General features: G+C 71.8%; 19 protein-coding genes and 1 pseudogene. 8 read left to right on the top strand and 12 right to left on the bottom strand.

Annotated features, from left to right (window positions below; translation table 11 throughout):
- Window positions 1-97 precede the first annotated feature (97 nt).
- The gene (sigJ, locus tag ACZ4TV_RS14340) at window positions 98-1,033 is read right to left on the bottom strand and encodes an RNA polymerase sigma factor SigJ (protein ID WP_468134310.1); all 936 of its coding nucleotides are present in this window, start codon (window positions 1,031-1,033) and stop codon (window positions 98-100) included.
- A gap of 153 nt (window positions 1,034-1,186) precedes the next feature.
- On the opposite strand from sigJ, the gene ACZ4TV_RS14335 reads away from it, so the two are divergent.
- Both ACZ4TV_RS14335 and ACZ4TV_RS14330 read left to right on the top strand, forming a co-directional pair.
- Window positions 1,187-1,624 carry an NAD(P)H-dependent oxidoreductase gene (locus ACZ4TV_RS14335; protein WP_468134308.1) on the top strand — a complete coding sequence of 146 codons (438 nt, stop codon included), beginning with the start codon at window positions 1,187-1,189 and terminating at the stop codon, window positions 1,622-1,624.
- A gap of 11 nt (window positions 1,625-1,635) precedes the next feature.
- Window positions 1,636-2,106 carry an allene oxide cyclase barrel-like domain-containing protein gene (locus ACZ4TV_RS14330; protein ID WP_468134306.1) on the top strand — a complete coding sequence of 157 codons (471 nt, stop codon included), beginning with the start codon at window positions 1,636-1,638 and terminating at the stop codon, window positions 2,104-2,106.
- A 66-nt stretch (window positions 2,107-2,172) separates the two neighbouring features.
- Here ACZ4TV_RS14330 and ACZ4TV_RS14325 read toward each other — a convergent pair whose 3' ends face one another.
- Complete coding sequence (locus ACZ4TV_RS14325; RefSeq protein WP_468134497.1) at window positions 2,173-2,346, bottom strand: hypothetical protein; 174 nt, start codon at window positions 2,344-2,346, stop codon at window positions 2,173-2,175.
- A gap of 199 nt (window positions 2,347-2,545) precedes the next feature.
- Between ACZ4TV_RS14325 and ACZ4TV_RS14320 the strand changes: the two are divergent.
- Window positions 2,546-3,327: pseudogene (locus tag ACZ4TV_RS14320) on the top strand (transposase).
- Between the two features lie 49 nt (window positions 3,328-3,376).
- Here the strand turns inward: ACZ4TV_RS14320 and ACZ4TV_RS14315 are convergent.
- The 5 genes from ACZ4TV_RS14315 to ACZ4TV_RS14295 form a co-directional block, all read right to left on the bottom strand.
- Window positions 3,377-3,964: a hypothetical protein gene (locus ACZ4TV_RS14315; RefSeq protein ID WP_468134304.1), complete on the bottom strand. Its 588-nt coding sequence runs from the start codon at window positions 3,962-3,964 to the stop codon at window positions 3,377-3,379.
- A complete protein-coding gene (locus ACZ4TV_RS14310) occupies window positions 3,957-4,289 on the bottom strand; it encodes a hypothetical protein (RefSeq protein ID WP_468134302.1) in 333 nt (110 codons plus the stop codon). Before ACZ4TV_RS14310 ends, ACZ4TV_RS14315 begins: the two co-directional genes overlap by 8 nt.
- Window positions 4,290-5,016: 727 nt before the next feature.
- On the bottom strand, window positions 5,017-5,871 hold the full coding sequence (locus tag ACZ4TV_RS14305) for a DMT family transporter (RefSeq protein ID WP_468134300.1): 855 nt from the start codon (window positions 5,869-5,871) through the stop codon (window positions 5,017-5,019).
- Between the two features lie 94 nt (window positions 5,872-5,965).
- Window positions 5,966-6,775 carry an ATP-grasp domain-containing protein gene (locus ACZ4TV_RS14300; protein ID WP_468134298.1) on the bottom strand — a complete coding sequence of 270 codons (810 nt, stop codon included), beginning with the start codon at window positions 6,773-6,775 and terminating at the stop codon, window positions 5,966-5,968.
- Window positions 6,772-7,680, bottom strand: coding sequence for an ATP-grasp domain-containing protein (locus ACZ4TV_RS14295; RefSeq protein WP_468134296.1), 909 nt, complete (start codon window positions 7,678-7,680; stop codon window positions 6,772-6,774). Before ACZ4TV_RS14295 ends, ACZ4TV_RS14300 begins: the two co-directional genes overlap by 4 nt.
- A 216-nt stretch (window positions 7,681-7,896) precedes the next feature.
- Between ACZ4TV_RS14295 and ACZ4TV_RS14290 the strand changes: the two genes are divergently transcribed.
- Window positions 7,897-8,628, top strand: coding sequence for a DUF7873 family protein (locus ACZ4TV_RS14290; RefSeq protein ID WP_468134294.1), 732 nt, complete (start codon window positions 7,897-7,899; stop codon window positions 8,626-8,628).
- Between the two features lie 436 nt (window positions 8,629-9,064).
- On the opposite strand, the gene ACZ4TV_RS14285 is transcribed toward ACZ4TV_RS14290, so the two are convergent.
- From ACZ4TV_RS14285 to ACZ4TV_RS14275, 3 genes are all read right to left on the bottom strand, one after another.
- Complete coding sequence (locus tag ACZ4TV_RS14285) at window positions 9,065-9,790, bottom strand: anti-sigma factor (protein WP_468134292.1); 726 nt, start codon at window positions 9,788-9,790, stop codon at window positions 9,065-9,067.
- Entirely contained in the window at window positions 9,787-10,398 is a 612-nt protein-coding gene (locus ACZ4TV_RS14280) for a sigma-70 family RNA polymerase sigma factor (RefSeq protein ID WP_468134290.1), read from the bottom strand. Before ACZ4TV_RS14280 ends, ACZ4TV_RS14285 begins: the two co-directional genes overlap by 4 nt.
- Before the next feature lie 83 nt (window positions 10,399-10,481).
- A complete protein-coding gene (locus ACZ4TV_RS14275; RefSeq protein ID WP_468134288.1) occupies window positions 10,482-11,480 on the bottom strand; it encodes a DUF1996 domain-containing protein in 999 nt (332 codons plus the stop codon).
- 170 nt (window positions 11,481-11,650) lie between these two features.
- On the opposite strand from ACZ4TV_RS14275, the gene ACZ4TV_RS14270 reads away from it, so the two are divergent.
- From ACZ4TV_RS14270 to ACZ4TV_RS14260, 3 genes are all read left to right on the top strand, one after another.
- A complete protein-coding gene (locus tag ACZ4TV_RS14270) occupies window positions 11,651-12,400 on the top strand; it encodes a DUF1838 family protein (protein WP_468134286.1) in 750 nt (249 codons plus the stop codon).
- Window positions 12,401-12,821: 421 nt separating this feature from the next.
- Complete coding sequence (locus ACZ4TV_RS14265) at window positions 12,822-14,582, top strand: S8 family serine peptidase (RefSeq protein ID WP_468134481.1); 1,761 nt, start codon at window positions 12,822-12,824, stop codon at window positions 14,580-14,582.
- A gap of 234 nt (window positions 14,583-14,816) precedes the next feature.
- A complete protein-coding gene (locus tag ACZ4TV_RS14260) occupies window positions 14,817-17,585 on the top strand; it encodes a helix-turn-helix transcriptional regulator (RefSeq protein ID WP_468134284.1) in 2,769 nt (922 codons plus the stop codon).
- Between the two features lie 75 nt (window positions 17,586-17,660).
- Here the strand turns inward: ACZ4TV_RS14260 and ACZ4TV_RS14255 are convergent, their stop codons facing one another.
- Together ACZ4TV_RS14255 and ACZ4TV_RS14250 are read right to left on the bottom strand one after the other, a co-directional pair.
- A complete protein-coding gene (locus tag ACZ4TV_RS14255; protein WP_468134282.1) occupies window positions 17,661-18,074 on the bottom strand; it encodes a rodlin in 414 nt (137 codons plus the stop codon).
- 170 nt (window positions 18,075-18,244) lie between these two features.
- Window positions 18,245-18,436: a DUF5302 domain-containing protein gene (locus tag ACZ4TV_RS14250; RefSeq protein ID WP_030725782.1), complete on the bottom strand. Its 192-nt coding sequence runs from the start codon at window positions 18,434-18,436 to the stop codon at window positions 18,245-18,247.
- A gap of 216 nt (window positions 18,437-18,652) precedes the next feature.
- Between ACZ4TV_RS14250 and ACZ4TV_RS14245 the strand changes: the two genes are divergently transcribed.
- Window positions 18,653-20,014 carry an FAD-dependent oxidoreductase gene (locus ACZ4TV_RS14245; protein ID WP_468134279.1) on the top strand — a complete coding sequence of 454 codons (1,362 nt, stop codon included), beginning with the start codon at window positions 18,653-18,655 and terminating at the stop codon, window positions 20,012-20,014.
- The last annotated feature ends 366 nt before the right edge of the window (window positions 20,015-20,380 follow it).

Genomic DNA, 20,380 nt, shown 5'->3' with positions numbered 1-20,380 from the left:
GCCGGTGAGCGCAGCATGTTCCTGCTGCCGCGGAGTCGTGCACGCCGTTGTCGGCGCCCTGCTCCACCGCCGCGGGAGCTGAGGCCTGCGGCGAAGATCATCCCCGCTTCCACGGCCGGAGCTTCTCGGGGTTGAGCACGGCCCAGATCCGCCGGATCCGGCCGTCCGCGATGTCGAACGCGTACACCGACAGGACGACGCCGTCCAGGTGGGCCACCAGCCCGGGTTGCCCGTTGACCGTGCACTCCCGGACCGCGAGCCGACCCGGGAGGGTCCGGTCGGCGAAGAAGCGGGCGATCTGCTCGGCGCCCGCGATCGGGTGGAGCAGCGCCGTGACGAGTCCACCGCCGTCCCCGACGGCGGTGGCGTCGGGATCGAGCAGACCGATGAGGGCGCTGATGTCCTTGGCCTGCCACGCCAGCCTGAACTCCCAGACGACACCTGTCCGCTGGGCCGTCGGCGACAGGGGCGCTCGCGAGGCGTCGATGCGGCGGCGGGCCGAGGTCGCCAGCTGGCGGCAGGCCGCCGGGGTGCGGCCGACGATGTCGGCCACCTCGGAGAATGGATAGCGGAAGACGTCGTGGAGCACGAACGCCACGCGCTCCGCCGGGGTCATCGCCTCCAGAACGACGAGGAAGGCCATACTGACCGACTCGTCGAGCGTGACCCGATCGGCCGGATCGGCCGTGTTGTCGTCCGTCGCGTCGGCGGGCCACTCGGTGCGCGCGGGCAGCGGCTCGGGCACCCATTCGCCCACGTAACGCTCCCGCCGCGTCCTGGCCGAGCGCAGCTCGTCGAGGCAGATACGGCCGGCGACCTTGGTCAGCCATCCCCCGGGGGACGCCACCGCCTCCCTCTGCCGCGGGGGCATCGCGTACCAGCGGGCGTACGTCTCCTGCGCGACGTCCTCGGCCTCGGCCAGGGAGCCCAGCATCCGGTACGCGAGGTTGATCAGCCGGCGGCGCTCGGCCGTGAGCGCGCCCGCCGTCGGGTCGAGTTGGCCGTCCTGCGGCGCGGTCGAACGGGGCGTCATGGTCCTGAGGCTCCCTCGGTCGGATCTTCCTTCACCGCTATGACGCGGCAGCGCCCCGGAATGTGAGGTCGGCGGCCCCACCTCACATTCCGCCGGGCCATCTCGTCGTACCCGGCAACGGAACGCGACGGAAGCAGACGTAGGTAGACCGGCATGGAGCCCGTGAACGTCGCAGTCATCTATGACAGCACCAGCGGCCATGTGCACGCCATGGCGCGAGCCGCCGTCGAGGGTGCCGAGAAGGCCGGGGCGTACGTCCGGCTCCACAAGGTGGCCGAGACCGCCCCACCCGAGGCGATCGACGCCCATCCGGCCTGGGCCCGGCATCGCCGGGACACCGCCGAGGTCACCGAGGCCGGGCACGGCGACCTGGAGTGGGCGGACGCGGTGCTGTTCGGCACCCCGACCCGCTTCGGCAACCCCGCCGCCCAGTTGCGGCAGTTCATCGACACCACCGGGCCCCTGTGGTTCGCGGGCAAGCTCGCGGACAAGGCGTACTCGGCTTTCACCGCCGACCCGATCCAGTTGAAGTCGGGCAACCCCTACGGCACCTCGGCCGTCGTCGGCGACGCGGAGCCCGGCGAGATGTGAGGAGCATCAACATGGCCACCAGGGGGCTGAGGTTCGCCGCGGCATCGCTCGCCGCGGTCGCGGTCGGGGTGTGGGCAGCCGAAGGCGCAGGCGCCGAGACTCCGAAGAAGCTCGAGGTCATCGAACTCAAGGTTCAGAACGACCAGTACACGGCTGCCGATCTCGGCCTCGCGGGGCCGAGCCTGGGCGACATGGACGTGTACTCCGGCACCGCCGTCAAGGACGGTCAGAGCGTCGGACGCGGGGGCGGACACTGCCAGGTCATTCACCTGAGGGGCGAGGAACTGACCTCGCAGTGCCTGATCACGATGGAGGTCGAGCAGGGTTCCCTGACGATGCAGTCGCTGTGGACGAAGGGAGCGGCCTCCCTCGACATGGCCATCACCGGCGGTACGGGCGTCTACCGCAACGCGCGGGGCATCGCCCGCTTCTGGGACATCGCGACGCCGGACGAGCGGGTGCGGCTCGAGATCCTGCGCTGAGAACGGTGAGGTCCTGCCGTACGGCTCGGCAGGGCCCCACGTCAGCGTCACACGTACTAACTGGCGCTAAACCCCGGCAGAGGTGACGGCCTTCGTGATGAATCCGGTGTCGTCGATGATGAGGACCCCGTCGTTCTCGCCGAGCTTGCCAGCGTCGTATTCGTGCAGATCGTCGCCGACGCGTGGCTGGATGCCTCGATGCGGGCGTTCGCCGAGGCCACCGAGCTGCAGATGCGCCACCGTGCCTTGCTGGGCCCGCCCACCTCCCGCGCGGCATACCCGTCACATCTGCGCGAACTGCTTGAAGGAACAATCGAATCCGCCCGAGCCCACCCCGACCTGCACGTCCGTCGCTGGGCCGCCGCAGCAGACCGCGACGCGTCCTGAGCCCGACTTTCACCCCTTCTTGAGAAGGCGCGGTGCGGGGCATCTTGCCTGTATGGGTGGGGTGTTACGGGCTGAGCCGGTATGGCGGAGACGTTCACAGCTTGCGGATCGATCGGTTCGCCAAGCTGGTGAAGTGGTCCGTGAACGGGGTGGGAATGGTCCGGGCGGTGGTCGGCCGTGGTGTCTGCCGCTGGCCGACCGGGTCCTGCTCGTGGCGGTGTACTACCGCACGAACCTCACCATGCGGCAGCTCGCCCCGCTGTTCGGGATCTCCTCGGCCACCGTCTGCCGAGTCACCCAGCGTCTTCGCCCGTTGCTGGCGTTGGTGCTGGCGCCGCGGCCCCGTCGCCAATGTCGATGTCGATGTCGAGCGGTTCTGGATCGTGGATGGAACCCTGGTCCCGGTCCGCGACCGCACTGTCGGTGCCTCCAGCCGTACCTACCGCTTCTCGGCAAACGTGCAGGTCATCATCGACGCTGACACGCGCCTGGTCGTCGCCTCGGACCGGCCGGCGCCCGGGAACAAGGCCGATGCCCACGTCTGGCGTGAGTCGGACCTGCCAGCCGCGGCGGCCGGGACGACGGTCATCGCGGACGGTGCCTACCTTGGGCACTGGTCTGAACGTCCCGCACCGCAGAAGGGCCGGACGGCCCCTCCTGCGCGGTCAGGAAGAGGACAACGCCGAACACCGCCGGGTCAGGCCCCGCGTCGAGCACACCTTCGCCCGCATGAAGAACTGGAAGATCCTGCGCGACTGCCGCCAGAAGGGCGACGGCCTCCACCACGCCGTCCAGGCCGTCGCCACCACGCACAACCTCGCCCTGGGAGGGTGAAACGGCAGGCCAAGCACCACTCCGGCCTGCCCAAGACGGACCTCGCCGCTCACAAGACCCGCCGTTTGCGGTAGCCGGACACCACGATGCCCATGACGGCCAGCCCGAGGATGACGGCGAGCCAGGTGGCACCATCCATGACGCAGAACGGAATGAGCGCGAGCAGCACGATGACGATTCCGATCGAGTAGACCCGCTCGGCTTTGTCCTGCTTGTTCTCGACTTCCCTCTTCACCTGTACGTATCGCGGGTCGGCAGGGCTCGCATCGGGGGGTAGGTTTCCGGCTCGCAGGATTCGCCGATGGTGACGATATGCCGCTCCCGACATGATGCGCCGGCTCTCGCGCCGCCGCTCGTTCCACCTCTCCCCGGAAGGCAGAGTCAGCAGCCACCTTTCCCGGTCCCGCGTGTAGTACCGGTAGCCGTAGAGCTTGAGGTCGTCCTCTTCCCGCTGACGCCTGATCTGCGCGGACCCCATCCCTTGAACGGGCGGGGGCGCGTGGTATCGCCGTAGACCTTCGGCGACTGCGTCCGGAGAGGCCGATTCAGTGATCTCGATCCGATCGGCGTTATACTGGGGGCCGTTGACCTGCTGGCCCTGCTGGTTGAAGTTGGTTCCCCGGTATGGGTCACCCACCGAGGAACACCCCCACGCCGCTGGCGAAGCCGTTCACGATCGCCGCCACCGAGCCACCCGTGTTCAGGAGCATGGCCAGGCGGCCCTGCGCCGCGCCGGTCTCTCCGGCCTCCAACTCGGTGCGAGCCGCGGTCAGCTGGGCGGTCACCTCCTCGCGGGTGGCGGCGGGAACATCCAGCTCCCGCACCGCGGACAGTGCCCGGTCGAACTCCCTCGCCACCGTCCGGGCGTCAATGGAGCTGCGGTCCCCGTGGGTGACGTTGACCGTGTCGCCCATGTACTGGTTCCCGTGCACCGTCTGGTTGCTCTGGTTGAACGTTGCCATGTCAACATGATGCCCCAACCGGCTCCACCTCTCCTGATCCTCTCAGTCGCGCCAGTCGCTCAGTGGCGCGAAAGGCATGGAGGCGAGGCCCGGGAGCCAGTGCACGCGTTCGCCGGCACCCTCGCAGGGTGCTTGAATCACTGGGGACTCGGGCGCCGTAGTCGGCTCAGGCGACGGTACCGTCGGCTCACCCGGATATGCCCCGGCTCGTCCTCGCCCGCCGCGCAGCACGCAAAAAGCGTGTCGAGCGGGCTCTCCGGTCCCCGTTCTCGGGGGTGGACGCCTGATCCTGGAGCAGCTCTCGAACGACGCTGTCAACGGCTCCCCGGACTGCACCGGTGAGGCGTCAACGGCTCAGACTGCGCATGCCAAGCATCGACCAGGGAGCGCATTGTGGGCGTGCGGCTACTCGGGCGCGCTTCGCCTCCGTCTCGTGCTTGGGCTTCGCTGGGGAGCGCGGGGCCGGCCTCGACGGGGCGGCTCCACGGGGCCCGGCCGGTCCTGGCCCGACCGTCCGGCGGGGCGCGGGACCGGCATGTCGAGCCTCTCCGGATACATCGCGGGCCGCGGCTGCAAGGCGGCAGGGCAACGGCCCGCCGCCTCACCGGTGAGAACACCCTCTCCTGGCGCGACCCGACACCACAGGCCGAACACCTGATTCCGGGATAAGCAAATCCGGGTCGTAGAGCAGTTGGACGGCCGCTCCGCTGGCGGGCGCGCTACCCGGTCACGGCGTGCCGTCCTCCGCGCGGGCGAGGGCCAGTACCCCCGCGCAGATCAGGGCCACGCCCAGCAACTGGGGCAGCAACCACCAGCCCGACCGCAGGTGTTCCTCGTACAGGAGCACGCCCAGCGCGACGCTGACGCTCGCGTCGCCGAGGGTCAGCGCGGGCTGCGAGGCGACCAGCGGGCCGCCCTGCATCGCGTGCTCCAGGAGCAACACGGCGCAGATGCCGCTCGCGCCGAAGGCGTACGTCTCCCAGGTGGTCAGGAACGCGCCGATGCCGCCGTCATCGAGGACGTGCACCGCGGACTTCATCAGGGCGGCGGTGAGCGCGTAGCAGACGGCGGTGGCGGCGCCGAGGCAGCCGGCCCGCGGGCGGCCGGGCGGGCGGCGCAGTCCGGCCACCGTCAGGGCGGCGACGGCGACCGCGCACGCCACCAGGGCGAGGATCCACCGGTCCAGGGGCACGTCCGTCCGGTTCCCCTCGGGCGAGGCGGCGGCCATCGCGATTCCGAGCCCGGCCACCAGCACCCCCACGGACAGCCACAACGACCCCCGCAGCGGCTGCCGCGCCATCAGCGAGGCGATCAGCAGCGCGAGCGGCAGCTCCATGACGAACAGGGGCTGTACGAGGGCCAGTGCGCCGGTGGCCAGAGCCAGGGCCTGGCCGACCCCGGCCGCGATCATCGCGAGGATCCCGCCGATCCACACCGGCCGCCGCAGCAGGTCGAGGACCAGACCGAAGCGGAAGCCGTCGCTCTGCGGCACGGTCAGCGCGGCCCGCCGCTGGAGCACGGTGGCGAACGCGTTTGAGAGCGCCGCGAACAGCGCGAAGAGGACCGGCAGGACGACGCCCATGCGCCCGATCCTCGACCATCCCCCCGCCCGCCGCCGCCACGACACCCCCGGCCGCCCTCGGCAGGCGCCGACGGCCACCGGAATGGCACGCGTCCTAGCCCGTGGCGCGGGTCCGTCCGGCGGCCCGGTGCAGCGCCAGCGCTGCCAGGGCCTGCGGGGCGCCGGCCTGGCCGCGGATGCCGGGGAAGGCGTTGACGTCCACGATCAGCGGCGTCCCCCCGCCGGTGTCGATGATGTCCACGCCGTAGACGTCCAGCGCGAACACCGCGCCCACCTCGCGCACCAGATCGGCCCATCCGGCGGGCAGTTCTCCCAGGGCCAGCGGCTGGTTGGGGCCCCGTCCGCCGGGCGAGAGCTCGGAACGGCGCAGCGCCGAGAAGACCTGGTCCCCGATGGCCCACAGCTTGTGGTCCCAGCCGCTGTTGGGCGCGTAGTCCTGCACCACGACCGGCTCCCGCGGCCACGCCCGCGCCAACTCCCGCAGCGCCACGGCGTCGTCGGCGCGGGCGACGAGATCGCCCCGGCGGCTGCGCCGGCTCTTGACCACCACGGGGCCGGGAAGCCGGGCAGCGGACGCCCACGCCGAGAGGGAGGCGACGGTACGGGTGGCGGCGAAGGGCAGCCCGGCCCGCAGGGCGAGCTCCGCCATCTTCGTCCGGTCCTGGCACAGCGAGGTGGCGGCTGCCGAGTTCACCACGACCGCTCCCCGCCCCTCCAGGGACCGTGCGAGGCCCAGCGCGTGCGGCGTCCGCGACTTCAGCAGGTACACATCGGCCAGTGGCAGCGGCGCGTCCCCGAGCGCGACCGGGTCGAGCGCTTCGACGGCATGCTCCGGAGCCAGCAGCGCGGCGGTGTCCGCCAGCAGCGGGTGCCCGGGCTCGGGGGTGATCAGGCCGATCCTCATGCGCCGTCGACCGCCGCCACCGGGACCTGCACCGGAAGGGAGAGGGGCAGCGCGTACGGCCGCGGCAGGGGCGCCTGCGCCCGCGCCGGGGCGCCGCCCGCCCGCGCCAGTCCCAGCACCGCGCGGGCCACCCGCGCCGCCGCGTCCGGCACCTGACGGAAGCTCGGGAAGTCGTTCACGTCGACGACCACCGGCCCGTCCGGGCCGAGCAGCACGTCCACCCCGTACAGGTCCAGCCCGTAGACCGCCCCCACCTGGGCGGCGATCGCCGCCACCTCGGCCGACAGCGGCACGCGGCGCTCCCGCACCGAGGGGTCCGGGTGCAGCGGGGAACAGCGCTCGGTCGCGAACAGCTCCCCGCCGACCCCGTACACCTTGAGGTCCGTGCCCGGGTTCGGCACGTACGGCTGGGCGATGAGCATGCCCTCGCCCGCGAGCACCGGGAGCATGGACTCCAGCCGCTCGGGCGAGGACACCAGGTGCACGGCCCGCCCGGAGCTGCCGTCGGCGGGCTTGACGACGAGCGGGTACTGGGCAACCGGTATCTCCATGAGCAGCTCGGGGCAGGCCACCGCGTACGTGGGCGGCACCGGTAGCCCCCGGTCGCGCCCGATGGCGGCGGCCAGCGCCTTGTCCCGTACGCCCCGGATCGACCGGGCGTCGTTGACGGTGGTCATCCCGGCGGCGGCCGCGGCTTCGAGCAAGGTCAGCCCCGGGCCGCCGGAGACCGTCTTGAGCACCCAGGCGTCGTGCGCACCCGAGTCGACGGCCTCGGTCATGCGCAGCAGCGAGCCGCCCGGGCGCACCACGTCCACCTGGTGCCCCCACGCGGTCAATTGCCCGATCACCTCGTTCGGCATGCCGTCGTGGCGGTAGTGCTCCTCCACCAGGAAGCAGAGCCTCATCGACCTTCCCCATATTCCCCGGACGTCCGCCGATACCGTCCGGCGAGTTGTGACGTCACAGGATGTCATGGACCGCAATGTGATGATCGGTCCGCGTGTGCGCTTCCTTGTCGGGACGACCAGGCGCGGCGCGTGGTTCCGGAGCGCGGGCAACTGCCGCCGCGGGCAGGGGAAACCCGGGTGAATGATCGGACAAGCGGCTGCTAGGTTGATCGCGTGCCGAAGCTGAATCAGATCATCGCAGTGGAAAAGGGCGTCAAGTCCAAGTCCCTCCAGGAGCTCACCCAGGCTCACCACGACGTCCAGAAGCCCGCCCTGCTGGCCGGCATCTCCCGGACCTACCAGCCGAAGGACGAGGAGGGCGAGCAGCTGCCGCCCGAGTCCACGCGGGTTCAGGTCAAGGCGGAGGACGTGCTGCGGGCGACGGCGGGGACGCTGACGCGACTGTTCGACGTGACGGCGACCAAGGACTGGGCGAACCGCACCGCGGCCGCCGACGTGGTCGTGGACGGAACGGTCCTGCTGGCGCAGGTGCCCGTGCCGTACCTGCTCTTCCTCGAGAAGCAGCTCACGGACCTGCACACCTTCGTGCGGAAGCTGCCGGTGCTGGACGCCTCCGAGTCCTGGAACCTGGACCCGTCCACGGACTCCTGGAAGACGGACCCGGTGCGCACGATCCGCACCAAGAAGGTGCCGCGCAACCACGTCAAGGCCGAGGCCACCGAGAAGCACCCGGCGCAGGTCGAGGTCTACTACGAGGACGTCCCGGTCGGGTACTGGACGACCGTGAAGTTCTCCGGCGCGCTCCCGGCCCGCCGGGTGAACGAGCTGCTCGACCGCGTGGAGAAGCTCCAGCAGGCCGTCAAGTTCGCCCGCGAGGAGGCCAACAGCGCCGAGGTCACCGACCAGCGGGTCGGCGACGCGGTGTTCGGCTACCTGTTCAGGTAGCCCCGAGATCGCCCTCCGTATGTCTGCGGAGGGTGCGCGAGAGCGCAAGCTGAAACTGAATGTCGAAGCTGAACAGGGGTGTCAGTTGGGGGTTCGAATCCCTCCCCCGGCCCTACGAGCCGGGGTGGCCCAAGCCTGGTAGAGGCGGCCCCGTCAATCTCAGATTCTCGCTCCAGTCTCAGTATTCGCCGCCGAACACCGGATCGACCGAGCGTGGACGACCATCGATGGATAGGGGTTCAAGTCCCTTCTGCGCCTCTCCTCATGGCGCGGTAGTTCAAAGGTAGAACACGTCGATCTAAGAATGATCCGCGACTCTTAAACGTGCCGGTGTGCGCAATTGGGTGGCAAACAGGAGCCCGGGAGCTGGATATGCTCCCGGGCTCCGTCACGTGCCGGTGGTGCCGGTGGTGCCGGTAGTGCCGGTCGTTTCCGCTCAGGCCGGTACGGACACGAACGCCCGGCCCGCCTCGTTCTCGACCAGGATCGCCTTGACGTCTGCGGGGTCCACGGCGGCCGAACCGTCCAGCGACGCGCCCTTGCCCTCGCCGTTCTCCTGCCCGCCCACGACCCAGCCCCCGGCGGTCGTGCGCGTACCGTCCTCGGAGACCACGACCAGCCTGCACCGCTCGCCCGGCGGCACTCCCGTGACCGCCGCGTGCAGCCGCACCCACTTCGTCGCGGGTGTCATCCGTACGGTCATCCGCGCGCCCGTGGTCTGATCGGTCGCGGACAGCACCCGGGTCCCGGGCACGGGCTGGGAGGGGACCGCGGAAGCGGTCGGGGACGGGGGCAGCGGCAGGGCCACGGATCCCGGATCGCCCGTGCCCAGCTGCGTACCGGCCCAGAACACGGCCGCCAGCGAGGCCGCCACGGCCAGTCCCGCGAGCCCGGCCCGCCGGCGCCGGACACCGGCCCGCTCACCGCGCATCTGCCGCAGGGTGCGCTGGAGCAGCAGGTCGCCGCCCTGTGGCGGCCCGTCGAGGAACGCCTCCCCGGGCACCTCACCCAGGGCCGCTTCCATCTCGCGCAACGCGGCCACCTCCTCGCGGCACCGCACGCATCCGCTCATGTGTTCCTCGACCCGGCGGACCTCCTCCGCGTCCAGGACGCCGAGCACGTACGGGCCGAGCAGTTCCTCCTCGTGCCGCTGCAGGTTCATGCCACCACCTCACGCAGTCCGGCGGGCTGCTGGGGCGGCCTGCCCGATCGTTTGCCTTGTCTGGAGCTGCTGTCCTTGGGACCGTCGTTCTGGAAGACGTCGCGCAGGGCCTTGAGCGCGTAGTGCGAACGCGATTTGACGGTACCCGCCGGAATGCCGAGGCTGTCGGCCGCCTCCGCCACGCTGAGCTGTCGGTAGTACAACTCCTTCAGGACGTCCCGGTGTTCCGGCGACAGCTGGTCGAGGGCCCCCAGGACCGTCATGCTGTCCACCACGGAGTCGGCGTGGTCCGCCTCCACCGGGGGAGTGGCCGAGGCGCCGGAAACCTCCGGCGGCCGGGCGGCCTTGGCCCGGTAGCGGTCGGTGATGATGTTGCGGGCCACGGTGAGCAGCCAGCCGCGTACCGAACCCTTTCCGTTGACCAGGACCTCGGAGTGCCGCCACGCCCGGATGAGCGTCTCCTGGACGACGTCCTCGGCGGCGGCCCGGTCCCCGGTCAGCCGGGTGGCGTACGCGAGCAGGGCGTGACCGTGCTCCTCGTACACCGACTTGATCAGTGCCTCATCGGTCGAGCCCCGCCGAGCGCGGGGCCACAGTGGTCCGGCCATCTCACCCTCTCCGTCTTCCTCGCTTACCTGGTGCGGTCGGAACACGCCGGGGGAGCGCACCCGGTTCACGTGACCCGCGTCACTCAGTTCCGGCAGGAGCGGCCCTCGTTGAGGCAGTCGACGACCGCGGCCATCTGCCGGTCGGTCATCGCGTTCACGAACATGGCGTGGTCGGTCTTCGGACTGTGCCGCTGCTCGGGGAAGGAGTCGAGCGCCACGGGCACCCCTGCGGGGACCTCGTAGGCGAGGGAGACGCGTAGTTCGGGCACGGGGAAGGTGTCCGGCGGGCAGACGCCGTTCGCGGCGGGGAACCGCAGGTGCGAGCGGTGCCCGGCGCTGGCGGTGTCCAGGCCGTTCCAGCAGCTGGGGAAGACCAGGGTGCGGGTGACGCGGTCCCCTGCGGGGCAGCGCGGGTAGCGGGTGGTGGACCGGTCCGGGGAGCCGGAACAGCCCCAGCGGGCCCGGACGTCGGCGTCGCTGTCCGCCGTGTACCCGACGGCGTCGCCCGTCATCCCGCGCAGGAAGCGCGGCATCGCCACCACCTTGCTCACCGGGCTGCCGCGGAACTCCACCAGGACCGAGGCCTCCGGCAGGATCTCGCCCGCGTTCCCGTGGCCCGCCGCGCGCTCGTGCGGGCGCGTGCCCGGCCGGTCGAGGCGGCGCAGGACGGGCCAGTAGTACGTCGACCGGTCGCCGCCCGTACAGCTCGTGGCGGCCGCGTCCAGGGAGGCGTCCGTCGACATCGCGTCCGTGGACAGGTTCCCCACGTACGCGTGCGTGTGGTGGGCGCCGGCCCGCAGGCCCGGGGAGACCACCAGGTTGTCCTCGTTGTAGTGGCCCTGCTCGCCCCGGCCGCAGTCCACCACCACCGAGCCGGGTGAGCCGTCGGCCCCCGGGCCGGGAGTGGCGGCCGCGGCGCGTGGAACGTCACGTATGTCCATGTAATCGGACGGCACGGGGCGGCCGGCCGCCGGCCCCCGGTGGGGACCGGCCGCTCGCGAGGCCCCCAGCACCGCGGCGGTCAGCCCGCCGCCCAGGACCAGGCAGATGACGAGAGCGAGCAGTCGGCGTTCGTTCCCCATGGCGGTCACGGTCGCCGGTGACGCCACCGTCGTCAACCTGGCATCCGCAGGGTGGTCGCCCCCCGTCCGCCGCCCGCTGCCCACCTGCCGCGCCACCCGCCGCGGAGCGGGCCCGAGTTGGCCGTGCGCCCGCTTGTCCGCCCGTGCGGCGACCGCGCACAGTGGGCCGTATGACATCAGCCGCGACACCCGCCGAGCTCCTGCACGCCTTCGCCCGCACCCGCGCCTCGCTGGACGGCGGTGAAGTCACCTTCTGGTGGTCCGGAGACGTCCACTCCTGGGCCCCGGGCGAGCCCTACCGGCGCCTCTTCGGCTTCGAAGGGCTCAATGTCGCCCGCCTCGTCGCGGACGAGGAGAGCGGCGGCCACCAGCTCCTCTCCAGGGAAGCCGCGTTCTACCTCGACCCCCGGACCCGGGAGATCATGGAGACCTGGCAGGACAAGCCGGTCATCCACGTCTGGAACGACCCGGCGAACCAGAAACTGCGGCCGTTCCCGATCCCCGTGACGGACCTGGGCGACCAGCTCTGCTTCAGCCTGGAGATCCCGCTGGCCTACCCCTCGCCCCTGCCGGTCGAGGAGTACCCGGCCCACTCCGCCGACGACACCTACCGGGCGCTGGAGCTCTTCCAGTTCTTCGCACCCGCGACCGCGCTGACCACGGACGCGGTGAGCGTCCCCGCGACGATGTCCTGGACCCGGATGTCCCCGTGGCTGCCCTGGATGGAACAGGGCCAGCGCCCCGGCGGCCTCACCTTCCACTGCCGCGGCCGCAAACTCGACGCGTACGCGCAGGTCCCCGAACGCACCCGGGCGTACATCGCCGACCATCACCCCGAATTCGCCCACGCCCCGGAGAAGTGGAGCGAACCGAACGAAACCAGCTGGACGTACTTCCGCCGGCTCTTCCCGCCGAGCTAGGGGCGAACCGCCTGCTCAGGGTCTACTCAGGGCCTGCTCACGGCCTGCTGAGGGCCCCCGGGGGGAGCGGCAGGGGGCGGACAAGGGTTTTCCCCGTATCCAGTTCATCCCCGTGTTGCCTACTGTCTGCCCACCGGCGATCTTCCTCGGGCCCAACGGTCCACACGCCAACCCCACATGGCGTGAAGGCCGCGCCGCCCGGGGAAGCGCCGGGAACGCCGTTGCCCTGCCCCGCCGTCGAGGCCGGGGCGACGTGGCGCGCGGCGGAGGCCGGGGCGAGTTCGACCAGCTCGCTCCGGGCCCCGCAGCCGCCGGTACCTCCCACACTGCACCGACCGGCTGCTCCGGCCTGGCCCGGAAGAGGCCCGCGAAAGGGAACACCGTGCACGCATCCAGACGTAGGCTCATATCCGTGGTGGCCATGTCCGTCACCCTGCTCGCCGGCTCCGCGACCGCCTCCGTGGCCGTGGCCACCGAGACCCCCGCCGCGGGCCCGGCCGCCATGGTCGCCCCCACCGCGCCGGTCGAGAACCTCATCGTCGGATACAAGTCCTCGGCCACCGAGGCCAGCTCGAACAGCGCGGCCGCCGCCGACGCCACCGCCAAGGGCAAGAAGGCCGGCAAGAAGGCGAAGTTCGACCGCCGCCTCGGCACCGGCGCCGCCCTGGTCAACCTCGGCGGGACCGTCGCCCCGGCCGACGCGGCCGACGTGATGGCCCAGTTCCGCGCCGACCCGGACGTCGCCTACGTCGAGCCGGACTCCCGCGCCTACCCCCAGGCCGTCACCCCGAACGACACCGAGTACGCCAAGCAGTGGGACCTCTTCGAGCCCACCGCCGGCATGAACGTGCCCGCCGCCTGGGACACGACCACCGGCTCGGGCGTCACCGTCGCCGTGATCGACACCGGCTACGTCGCCCACTCCGACCTCGCCGCCAACGTGGTCGCCGGCTACGACTTCATCGCCAGCGCCACCGCCGCCCGTGACGGCAACGGCCGCGACAACAACCCCGCCGACCAGGGTGACTGGAGCGCGGCCGGCGAGTGCGGCACCGGCTCCAGGGCCAGTGACTCCTCCTGGCACGGCACCCACGTCGCCGGCACCATCGCCGCCGCCACGAACAACGCCAAGGGCGTCGCCGGCATCGCGTACGGGGCGAAGATCCAGCCCATCCGCGTGCTCGGCAAGTGCGGCGGTGCCACCTCGGACATCGTCGACGCCATCACCTGGGCCTCCGGCGGCAGCGTCGCCGGTGTCCCGGCCAACGCCACCCCCGCCAAGGTCATCAACATGAGCCTCGGCGGCTCGGGCGCCTGCACCGCCACCTACCAGAACGCCATCAACGCGGCCGTCGCCCGCGGTACGACCGTCGTCGTCGCCGCCGGCAACAGCAACGCCGACGCGGCCAACTTCTCGCCGGCCAGCTGCAACAACGTGATCAACGTCGCCGCCAGCAACCGCACCGGCGACCGCTCCTTCTACTCCAACTACGGCGCCGTCATCGACGTCGCCGCCCCGGGCGGTGAGACCCGCCGCGCCACCGACACGCCCGGCACCATCACCACCCCCGAGAACGGCATCTGGTCCACCCTGAACACCGGCGCCACCACCCCCGGCGCCGAGAACTACGAGCCCTACCAGGGCACCAGCATGGCCGCCCCGCACGTCGCGGGCCTGGCCGCCCTGATGAAGTCCGCGAACACCGCGCTGACCCCGGCCCAGATCGAGTCCGCGATCAAGACCAACGCGCGCCCGCTGGCCGGCACCTGCACCGGTGGCTGCGGCAGCGGCCTCGCCGACGCCGCCACGACCGTGGCCGCCGTGGTCTCGACCCCGCCCACCCCGGCCCTCGAGAACACCATGGACTTCTCGATCGCCGACAACAGCACCGTCGAGAGCCCCATCACCGTCAGCGGTATCGCCGGCAACGCCCCGGCCACCCTCAAGGTGGGCGTGAACATCGTGCACACCTACATCGGTGACCTGAAGGTCGACCTCGTGGCCCCGGACGGCAGCATCTACGTCCTGCACAACCGTGCCGGCGGCAGCGCCGACAACATCAACCAGGTCTACACCGTGGACGCCTCCTCCGAGGTCGCGAACGGCACCTGGAAGCTCCGGGTGAACGACAACGCCGGCGGCGACACCGGCAAGATCGACTCCTGGAACCTCACCTTCTGAAGCCCGGGTTCGACAGGCTGACGATCCGGCCGCCGACTCGGCGTGACGGATCGATAGTACGGACCAAATGAGCCCCCGGACCTGCTGATACACCTCGTATCGGCAGGTCCGACGGGTTTTCCGGTCACGTGACTGATTTCTGCGTCACAATCCGGGCCCGCCCGCCATCCGACCTCGTATTGTCGCCTCTCACAGGAAGGGCACAGGTGGGGACCGAGAGGCTGGTGGCTGTGCGTGGTGGCGGCGACGGGGCACGCTGACACAAGTGTCGGACACGACGAACTCATCAAGGCGGTCGAGCGCGCCCTGACCACACACGGCCGGGCACTGCTCACCGGACCCGCGGGCGCGGGCAAGACCGAGGTCGTCCGCGCCGTCGCGACAGCGGCCGGATCCCGCCACGAGACCGTCCTGCGCCTCGCCCCCGAGGCCGCCGACCAGTGGATACCCGAAGCCTCCGCCGCCGCCCTCCTCGCCTCCGTCCCCGCCGCCGCCCTGGACCAGCTCTCCGGCCCGCAGCGCACCGCCATCGCCCTCCTGCGCCGCGAGGCCGACGCCCCCCGCGCCGGCCGCGACCACATCGCGCTGCGCCTCGCCGTCGTCGAGGTGCTCCGTACGCTCGCGGCCCGCCACCCGGTCCTGCTCGTCCTCGACAACGCCCAGTGGCTCGACGCCGAGAGCACCGACCTGCTCCGCTTCGCCCTGCGCCTCACCCCGCCCCGCGTACGGGTCCTGGTCGCCGAACGCGTCCAGGGCGGAGCCCCGGTCGGCGAATCCCTCTGCGGTCCCGGCGTCCCCGCGATACGCGTGCCCCCGCTCGGCGCCGACGAAGTCGCCGAACTCCTCGTCAGCCACGGCCTTCCCGCCCGCCTCGCCGGCCGCATCCACCAGGCCAGCGGCGGCAACCCGCGCCTCGCCCTCGCCCTGGGCCACTCCCTCGCCGAAGCCGCCGAGGCCCGTGACTGCAGCGCCCACCACGCCGATCCCCTGCCCGTTTCCGGCCAGGCCCGCGAAGTGGCCCGCCGGCTCCTCGCCGGAGTCCCCGCCCAGGCCCGCCGCACCCTGCTGCTCGCCGCCCTCGCCTCCCGTCCCACCACCTCCCTGCTGCGCCGCGCCGGCCGCCCCGACGCCGAGGCCGAGCTGGCCGAGGCGGAACGGGCCGCGCTGGTCCGCGTGGGGGAGGACGGCACCGTGGAGTTCACCGCCGGCGCCCTGCCCACCGCGCTCGCCGCCGACGCGGGCTGGCCCGAACGGGCCGCGGGCCACGCGGCGCTGGCCGCCGCCGTCGCCGATCCCGTCCAGGCCGTACGGCACCGCGCGCTGGCCGTGGACACCCCCGACCAGTGGCTCGCCGCGGAGATCACCGAGGCCGCCGCGGTCTGCCGCCGCCGGGGCCAGCGGGCCCTCGCCGCCGAACTGGGCCTGCTCGCCGCCGAACGTACGCCGTCCTGGCTGGCCGGCGAGGAACTGGCCCGCCTCGTCGCGGCCGCCGAGGACGCCGGCTGGGCCGGCCGCGCCGACCTCGCGCGGCGCGCCACCCGCGCCGTCCTGGCCCGCGACGCCTCGCCCGCCGACCGGGTACGGGCCCGGCTCGCCGTGATCGACGCCGCCGGACAGGCCCTCGGCGCCCTCGAAGAGACCTTCGCTTACGCCATGGACGAGGCCGCGGGGGACCCCTCGCTCCAGGCCGCCGTCCAGCTGCGGATCGCCTGGAAGCACAACCTCAGCGACGGCGACCCCGTCCGCTCCCGCGATGCCGCGGCCGCGGCCGGCGCCCTCGCCGCACTCGGCGGCGACCAGACCGCCGAGGCCATGGCCCTGACCGTACGGGCCCGCATGGGGCGCATCCTCGGCGACGCCGGGGCGGAGGAGATCCTGGCCGAGGCGCTGGCCCTGCCCGCGCCCGAGGTGCCGCTCGGCATGCGCAACGCACCGCAGTACCTCGCCGTCCGGCACGCCCTCTTCGACGACCGCCTCGCCGACGCCCGCCGCCAGCTGATGGTCCTGCTGCCGGCCGTCCAGCGCACCGGTTCCGCCGAGGACGTCTTCGAGGTCCTGCGCAGTCTCACCGAGGTGGAACTGCGCAGCGGCCGGTGCGAGGCCGCCTCCGCCCACGCCCGCCGAGCCCTGGAGCTGACCATCGAGGCGGGCCTCTCGCCCGGCCCCGCCTGGTACGTCGCCGCGATGGCCGAGACCATGGGCGGCAGCTTCGCGCGAGCCGCCGGCTACGCCCGGCGTGGCATCCAGGCCTCGCAGGAGGAGCACGACCAGGTCTTCCTCTCCCGTAGCCTGCACGCGCTCGGCCTCGTCGAACTGGCCACGGGAGAGGCGGCGAAGGCGGTCGCCACCCTGCGCCGCGTCGCCGAACTGGAGGCCGCCCAGCAGGTCGTGGACCCCTCGATCCTGCGCTGGCACGGAGAGCTCGCCGAGGCCCTGATCGCCGCGGACGCGCCCGCCGAAGCCGCCGAACTGCTCGACTCCGTCCGTACGGTGGCCCTCGGCCTCGGCCGTACGGGAGTCGTCGCCGCCCTCGACCGGGCCCAGGGCCTGTGCCTGTCCGCGCTGGGCGACGCCGACGCGGCCGTCCACCTGCTGGAGGCCACGGCTCAGCGCTTCGACGCCCTCCTGCTGCCGCTGGAACGCGGCCGTACGCTGCTCGCCCTCGCCCGGGTGGAGCGCCGCCGCCGGCGCCGCGCACCGGCCCGGGAGGCGCTCCGGGCGGCGGCCGAGGTGTTCGACCGGGCCGGGGCCGCCCCCTGGGCGGAGCTCGCCGGGGAACCGGCTCCCGGCGACGGGGGCGGCGTGCGGGTGTCGGCGGCCGCGGCCCTGACCGAGGCCGAGACCCGTCTCGCGCTGCTGGTCAGCCAGGGTGCCAGCAACCAGGAGGCCGCGGCGAAGCTGTTCCTCAGTGTCAAGACGGTGGAGGCACGGCTGACCCGTATCTACCAGAAGCTCGACGTACGCTCACGGGCCCAGCTGGCGACCGCGCTGCGCACCCGCTAGGGGGTGTCCGGCTCACATGAGACGCGCCGGGTGCCACGCGTGACGCGTGGCACCCGGCGCGGATCGCACGATCGATCAGCTGCCGGCGGAGAGGTTGCCGGAGAGGACCGGGATGTTGTCCAGGATGTGCGACAGCGTCTCGTCGCCCTTGGCCTGGGTGGAGTTCTCGGCGCACTGCTGGTCCTGCGGGTTGGACGCGATGGGGATGTCCTCGACGCCGACGTTGACGATGATCGCGACCAGGGACTGGGCGTTGACCTTGGCCGGCAGGCCGATGCAGAGCTTGTTGAGAGAGCCCTGGACCGCGCTCAGCTGCGGGCTCATCTTGCCGTGGGTCTCCTCGTTGCCGTAGATCTGCGCGGCACCGTTCCCGTTCACGGTGTTGACGCCGTTGTCGTTGCCGATCGCCATGGCCGGGGAGGCGACTGCGGCGCCCGCACCGAGAACGGAGGCGGTGACGGCGGCGGTGGCCATGAACTTCTTCAGCATGTGGGGGATCCTTCTGTCGCACTGTCGCATGAGATAGCTGCCCTCGGCGGGACGCGCTGATCAACTACTGACGGTGCTCGGAGTTATGCCCTCTCACCCGTGTGGCTCAATGGCGGGGTGGCCCGGTCCCGCCGCCGCGGCGGCGAGACTGAGCTCCTCGTGTCCGAGGGTCAGCCGGTCTTGCGGCGGACCTTCTTGTTCTTGCCGCCGGGACCGCTGCTGGCACCCTGGACCTTCGCCCGGCTCTGGTGCGCCTGCTGCGACTGGGCGTTCGCGGCGTTGCGCTCCAGGGCCTCCCGGAACTTGCGCTTGGCCGCATCGGCCGGGGATTCGTCCTGCGGGGTGTCTGTTTCGTCAGCCATTTGTCCTCCTGGGGTGATCAAGCCGTTTCAGTCTGTCAGGTGACGTGCCCGCTGACCAGCGAGTTCCCCCTACTCCAAGGGTGCCTTGGAGGGGTCATAAGATTCAATTATGGGGTCATAAAGCGACACCGGGTGCTGGGTAAGGCTTACCTTCGTTTAGGGTTCCCCTTGATCCACCTTGATCCATCTTGCCGTCGCTCGAAGGGAACCCCTGCCATGCCTCGCCCTCTGCGGGTAGCAATCGTCGGTGCCGGCCCCGCCGGGATCTATGCCGCCGACGCGCTGCTGAAGTCCGAGGCCGCCGTCGAGCCCGGTGTGTCCATCGACCTCTTCGAGAGGATGCCCGCGCCCTTCGGCCTCATCCGATACGGCGTCGCTCCCGACCACCCGCGGATCAAGGGCATCATCACGGCCCTGCACCAGGTGCTCGACAAGCCGCAGGTCCGCCTCTTCGGGAACGTCGACTACCCGAACGACATCAGCCTGGACGAGCTGCGGTCCTTCTACGACGCCGTGATCTTCTCCACCGGCGCCACGGCCGACCGCGCGCTCACCATCCCGGGCGTCGAGCTCGACGGCTCCTACGGCGCCGCCGACTTCGTCTCCTGGTACGACGGCCACCCGGACGTCCCGCGCACCTGGCCGCTGGAGGCCGAGAAGGTCGCCGTGCTCGGCGTCGGCAACGTCGCGCTCGACGTCGCGCGCATCCTCGCGAAGACGGCCGACGAGCTGCTGCCGACCGAGATCCCGCCGAACGTCTACGACGGGCTCAAGGCCAACAAGGCGCTCGAGGTGCACGTCTTCGGCCGTCGCGGTCCGGCGCAGGCCAAGTTCAGCCCCATGGAACTCCGGGAACTGGACCACTCGCCCACCATCGAGGTCATCGTCAACCCCGAGGACATCGACTACGACGAGGGCTCCATAGCGACCCGCCGTGCCAACAAGCAGGCCGACATGGTCGCCAAGACCCTGGAGAACTGGGCGATCCGGGACATCGGCGAGCGGCCGCACAAGCTGTTCCTGCACTTCTTCGAGTCGCCCGTCGAGGTGCTCGGCGAGGACGGTAAGGTCGTCGGCCTGCGCACCGAGCGCACGGAACTGGACGGCACCGGCAACGTCAAGGGCACGGGCCGGTTCACCGACTGGGACGTCCAGAGCGTCTACCGGGCCGTGGGCTACCTCTCCGACGAGCTTCCCAAGCTCCCCTGGGACGTGGACTCCGGCACGGTCCCGGACGAGGGCGGCCGCGTGATCGAAGCCGGTGGCCACCTGCAGTCGACGTACGTCACCGGATGGATCCGGCGCGGCCCGGTCGGCCTGATCGGCCACACCAAGGGCGACGCCAACGAGACCGTCGCCAACCTGCTCGCCGACCACGCGGACGGCCGCCTGAGCACCCCGGCCTCGCCGGCGCCGGAGGCCGTCGACACCTTTCTCGCCGAGCGCGGCGTGCGCTACACGACATGGGAGGGCTGGCACCGGCTGGACGCGGCCGAGAAGGCCCTCGGTGAGCCCCAGGGCCGTGAGCGCGTGAAGATCGTCGAGCGCGAGGACATGCTCGACGCGAGCGGAGCCTAGTGCTGTGACCGGAAAGGTTCACCGGGTCACGGCCCCCGGCACGGCACCTCGCGGCGTTGTCGGACCGCGCAAGTACGTCCAGTACGAGCCGCGGTCCTCCGCCTTGCGATGCTTCCCCTAGGCCCTGCGGGCCTGGGGAGACCCCATGCACCGGACGCCGCGACCCGGCAAACCTTTCCGGCCACAGCACTGGGCAGACGGGGCCGGGACCCGGACGGGGTCCCGGCCCCGTCGCGTCGACCCGGTCGGCGCCCGGGTCCCGCGTACGAGGGCTGCGCGCCGGAGCGCCAGGCCGTCGCGGCGTCGCCGTCCGGGCAACGGGACGGGCAACGGGACGGGTGCGGCCGGTCGTTCGCGGGCCGGTCG

The organism is Streptomyces sp. NPDC028910, assembly GCF_055564955.1.
The sequence above is the reverse complement of the archived record's forward strand: the minus strand, read 5'-3'. Positions and strand labels throughout refer to the sequence as shown.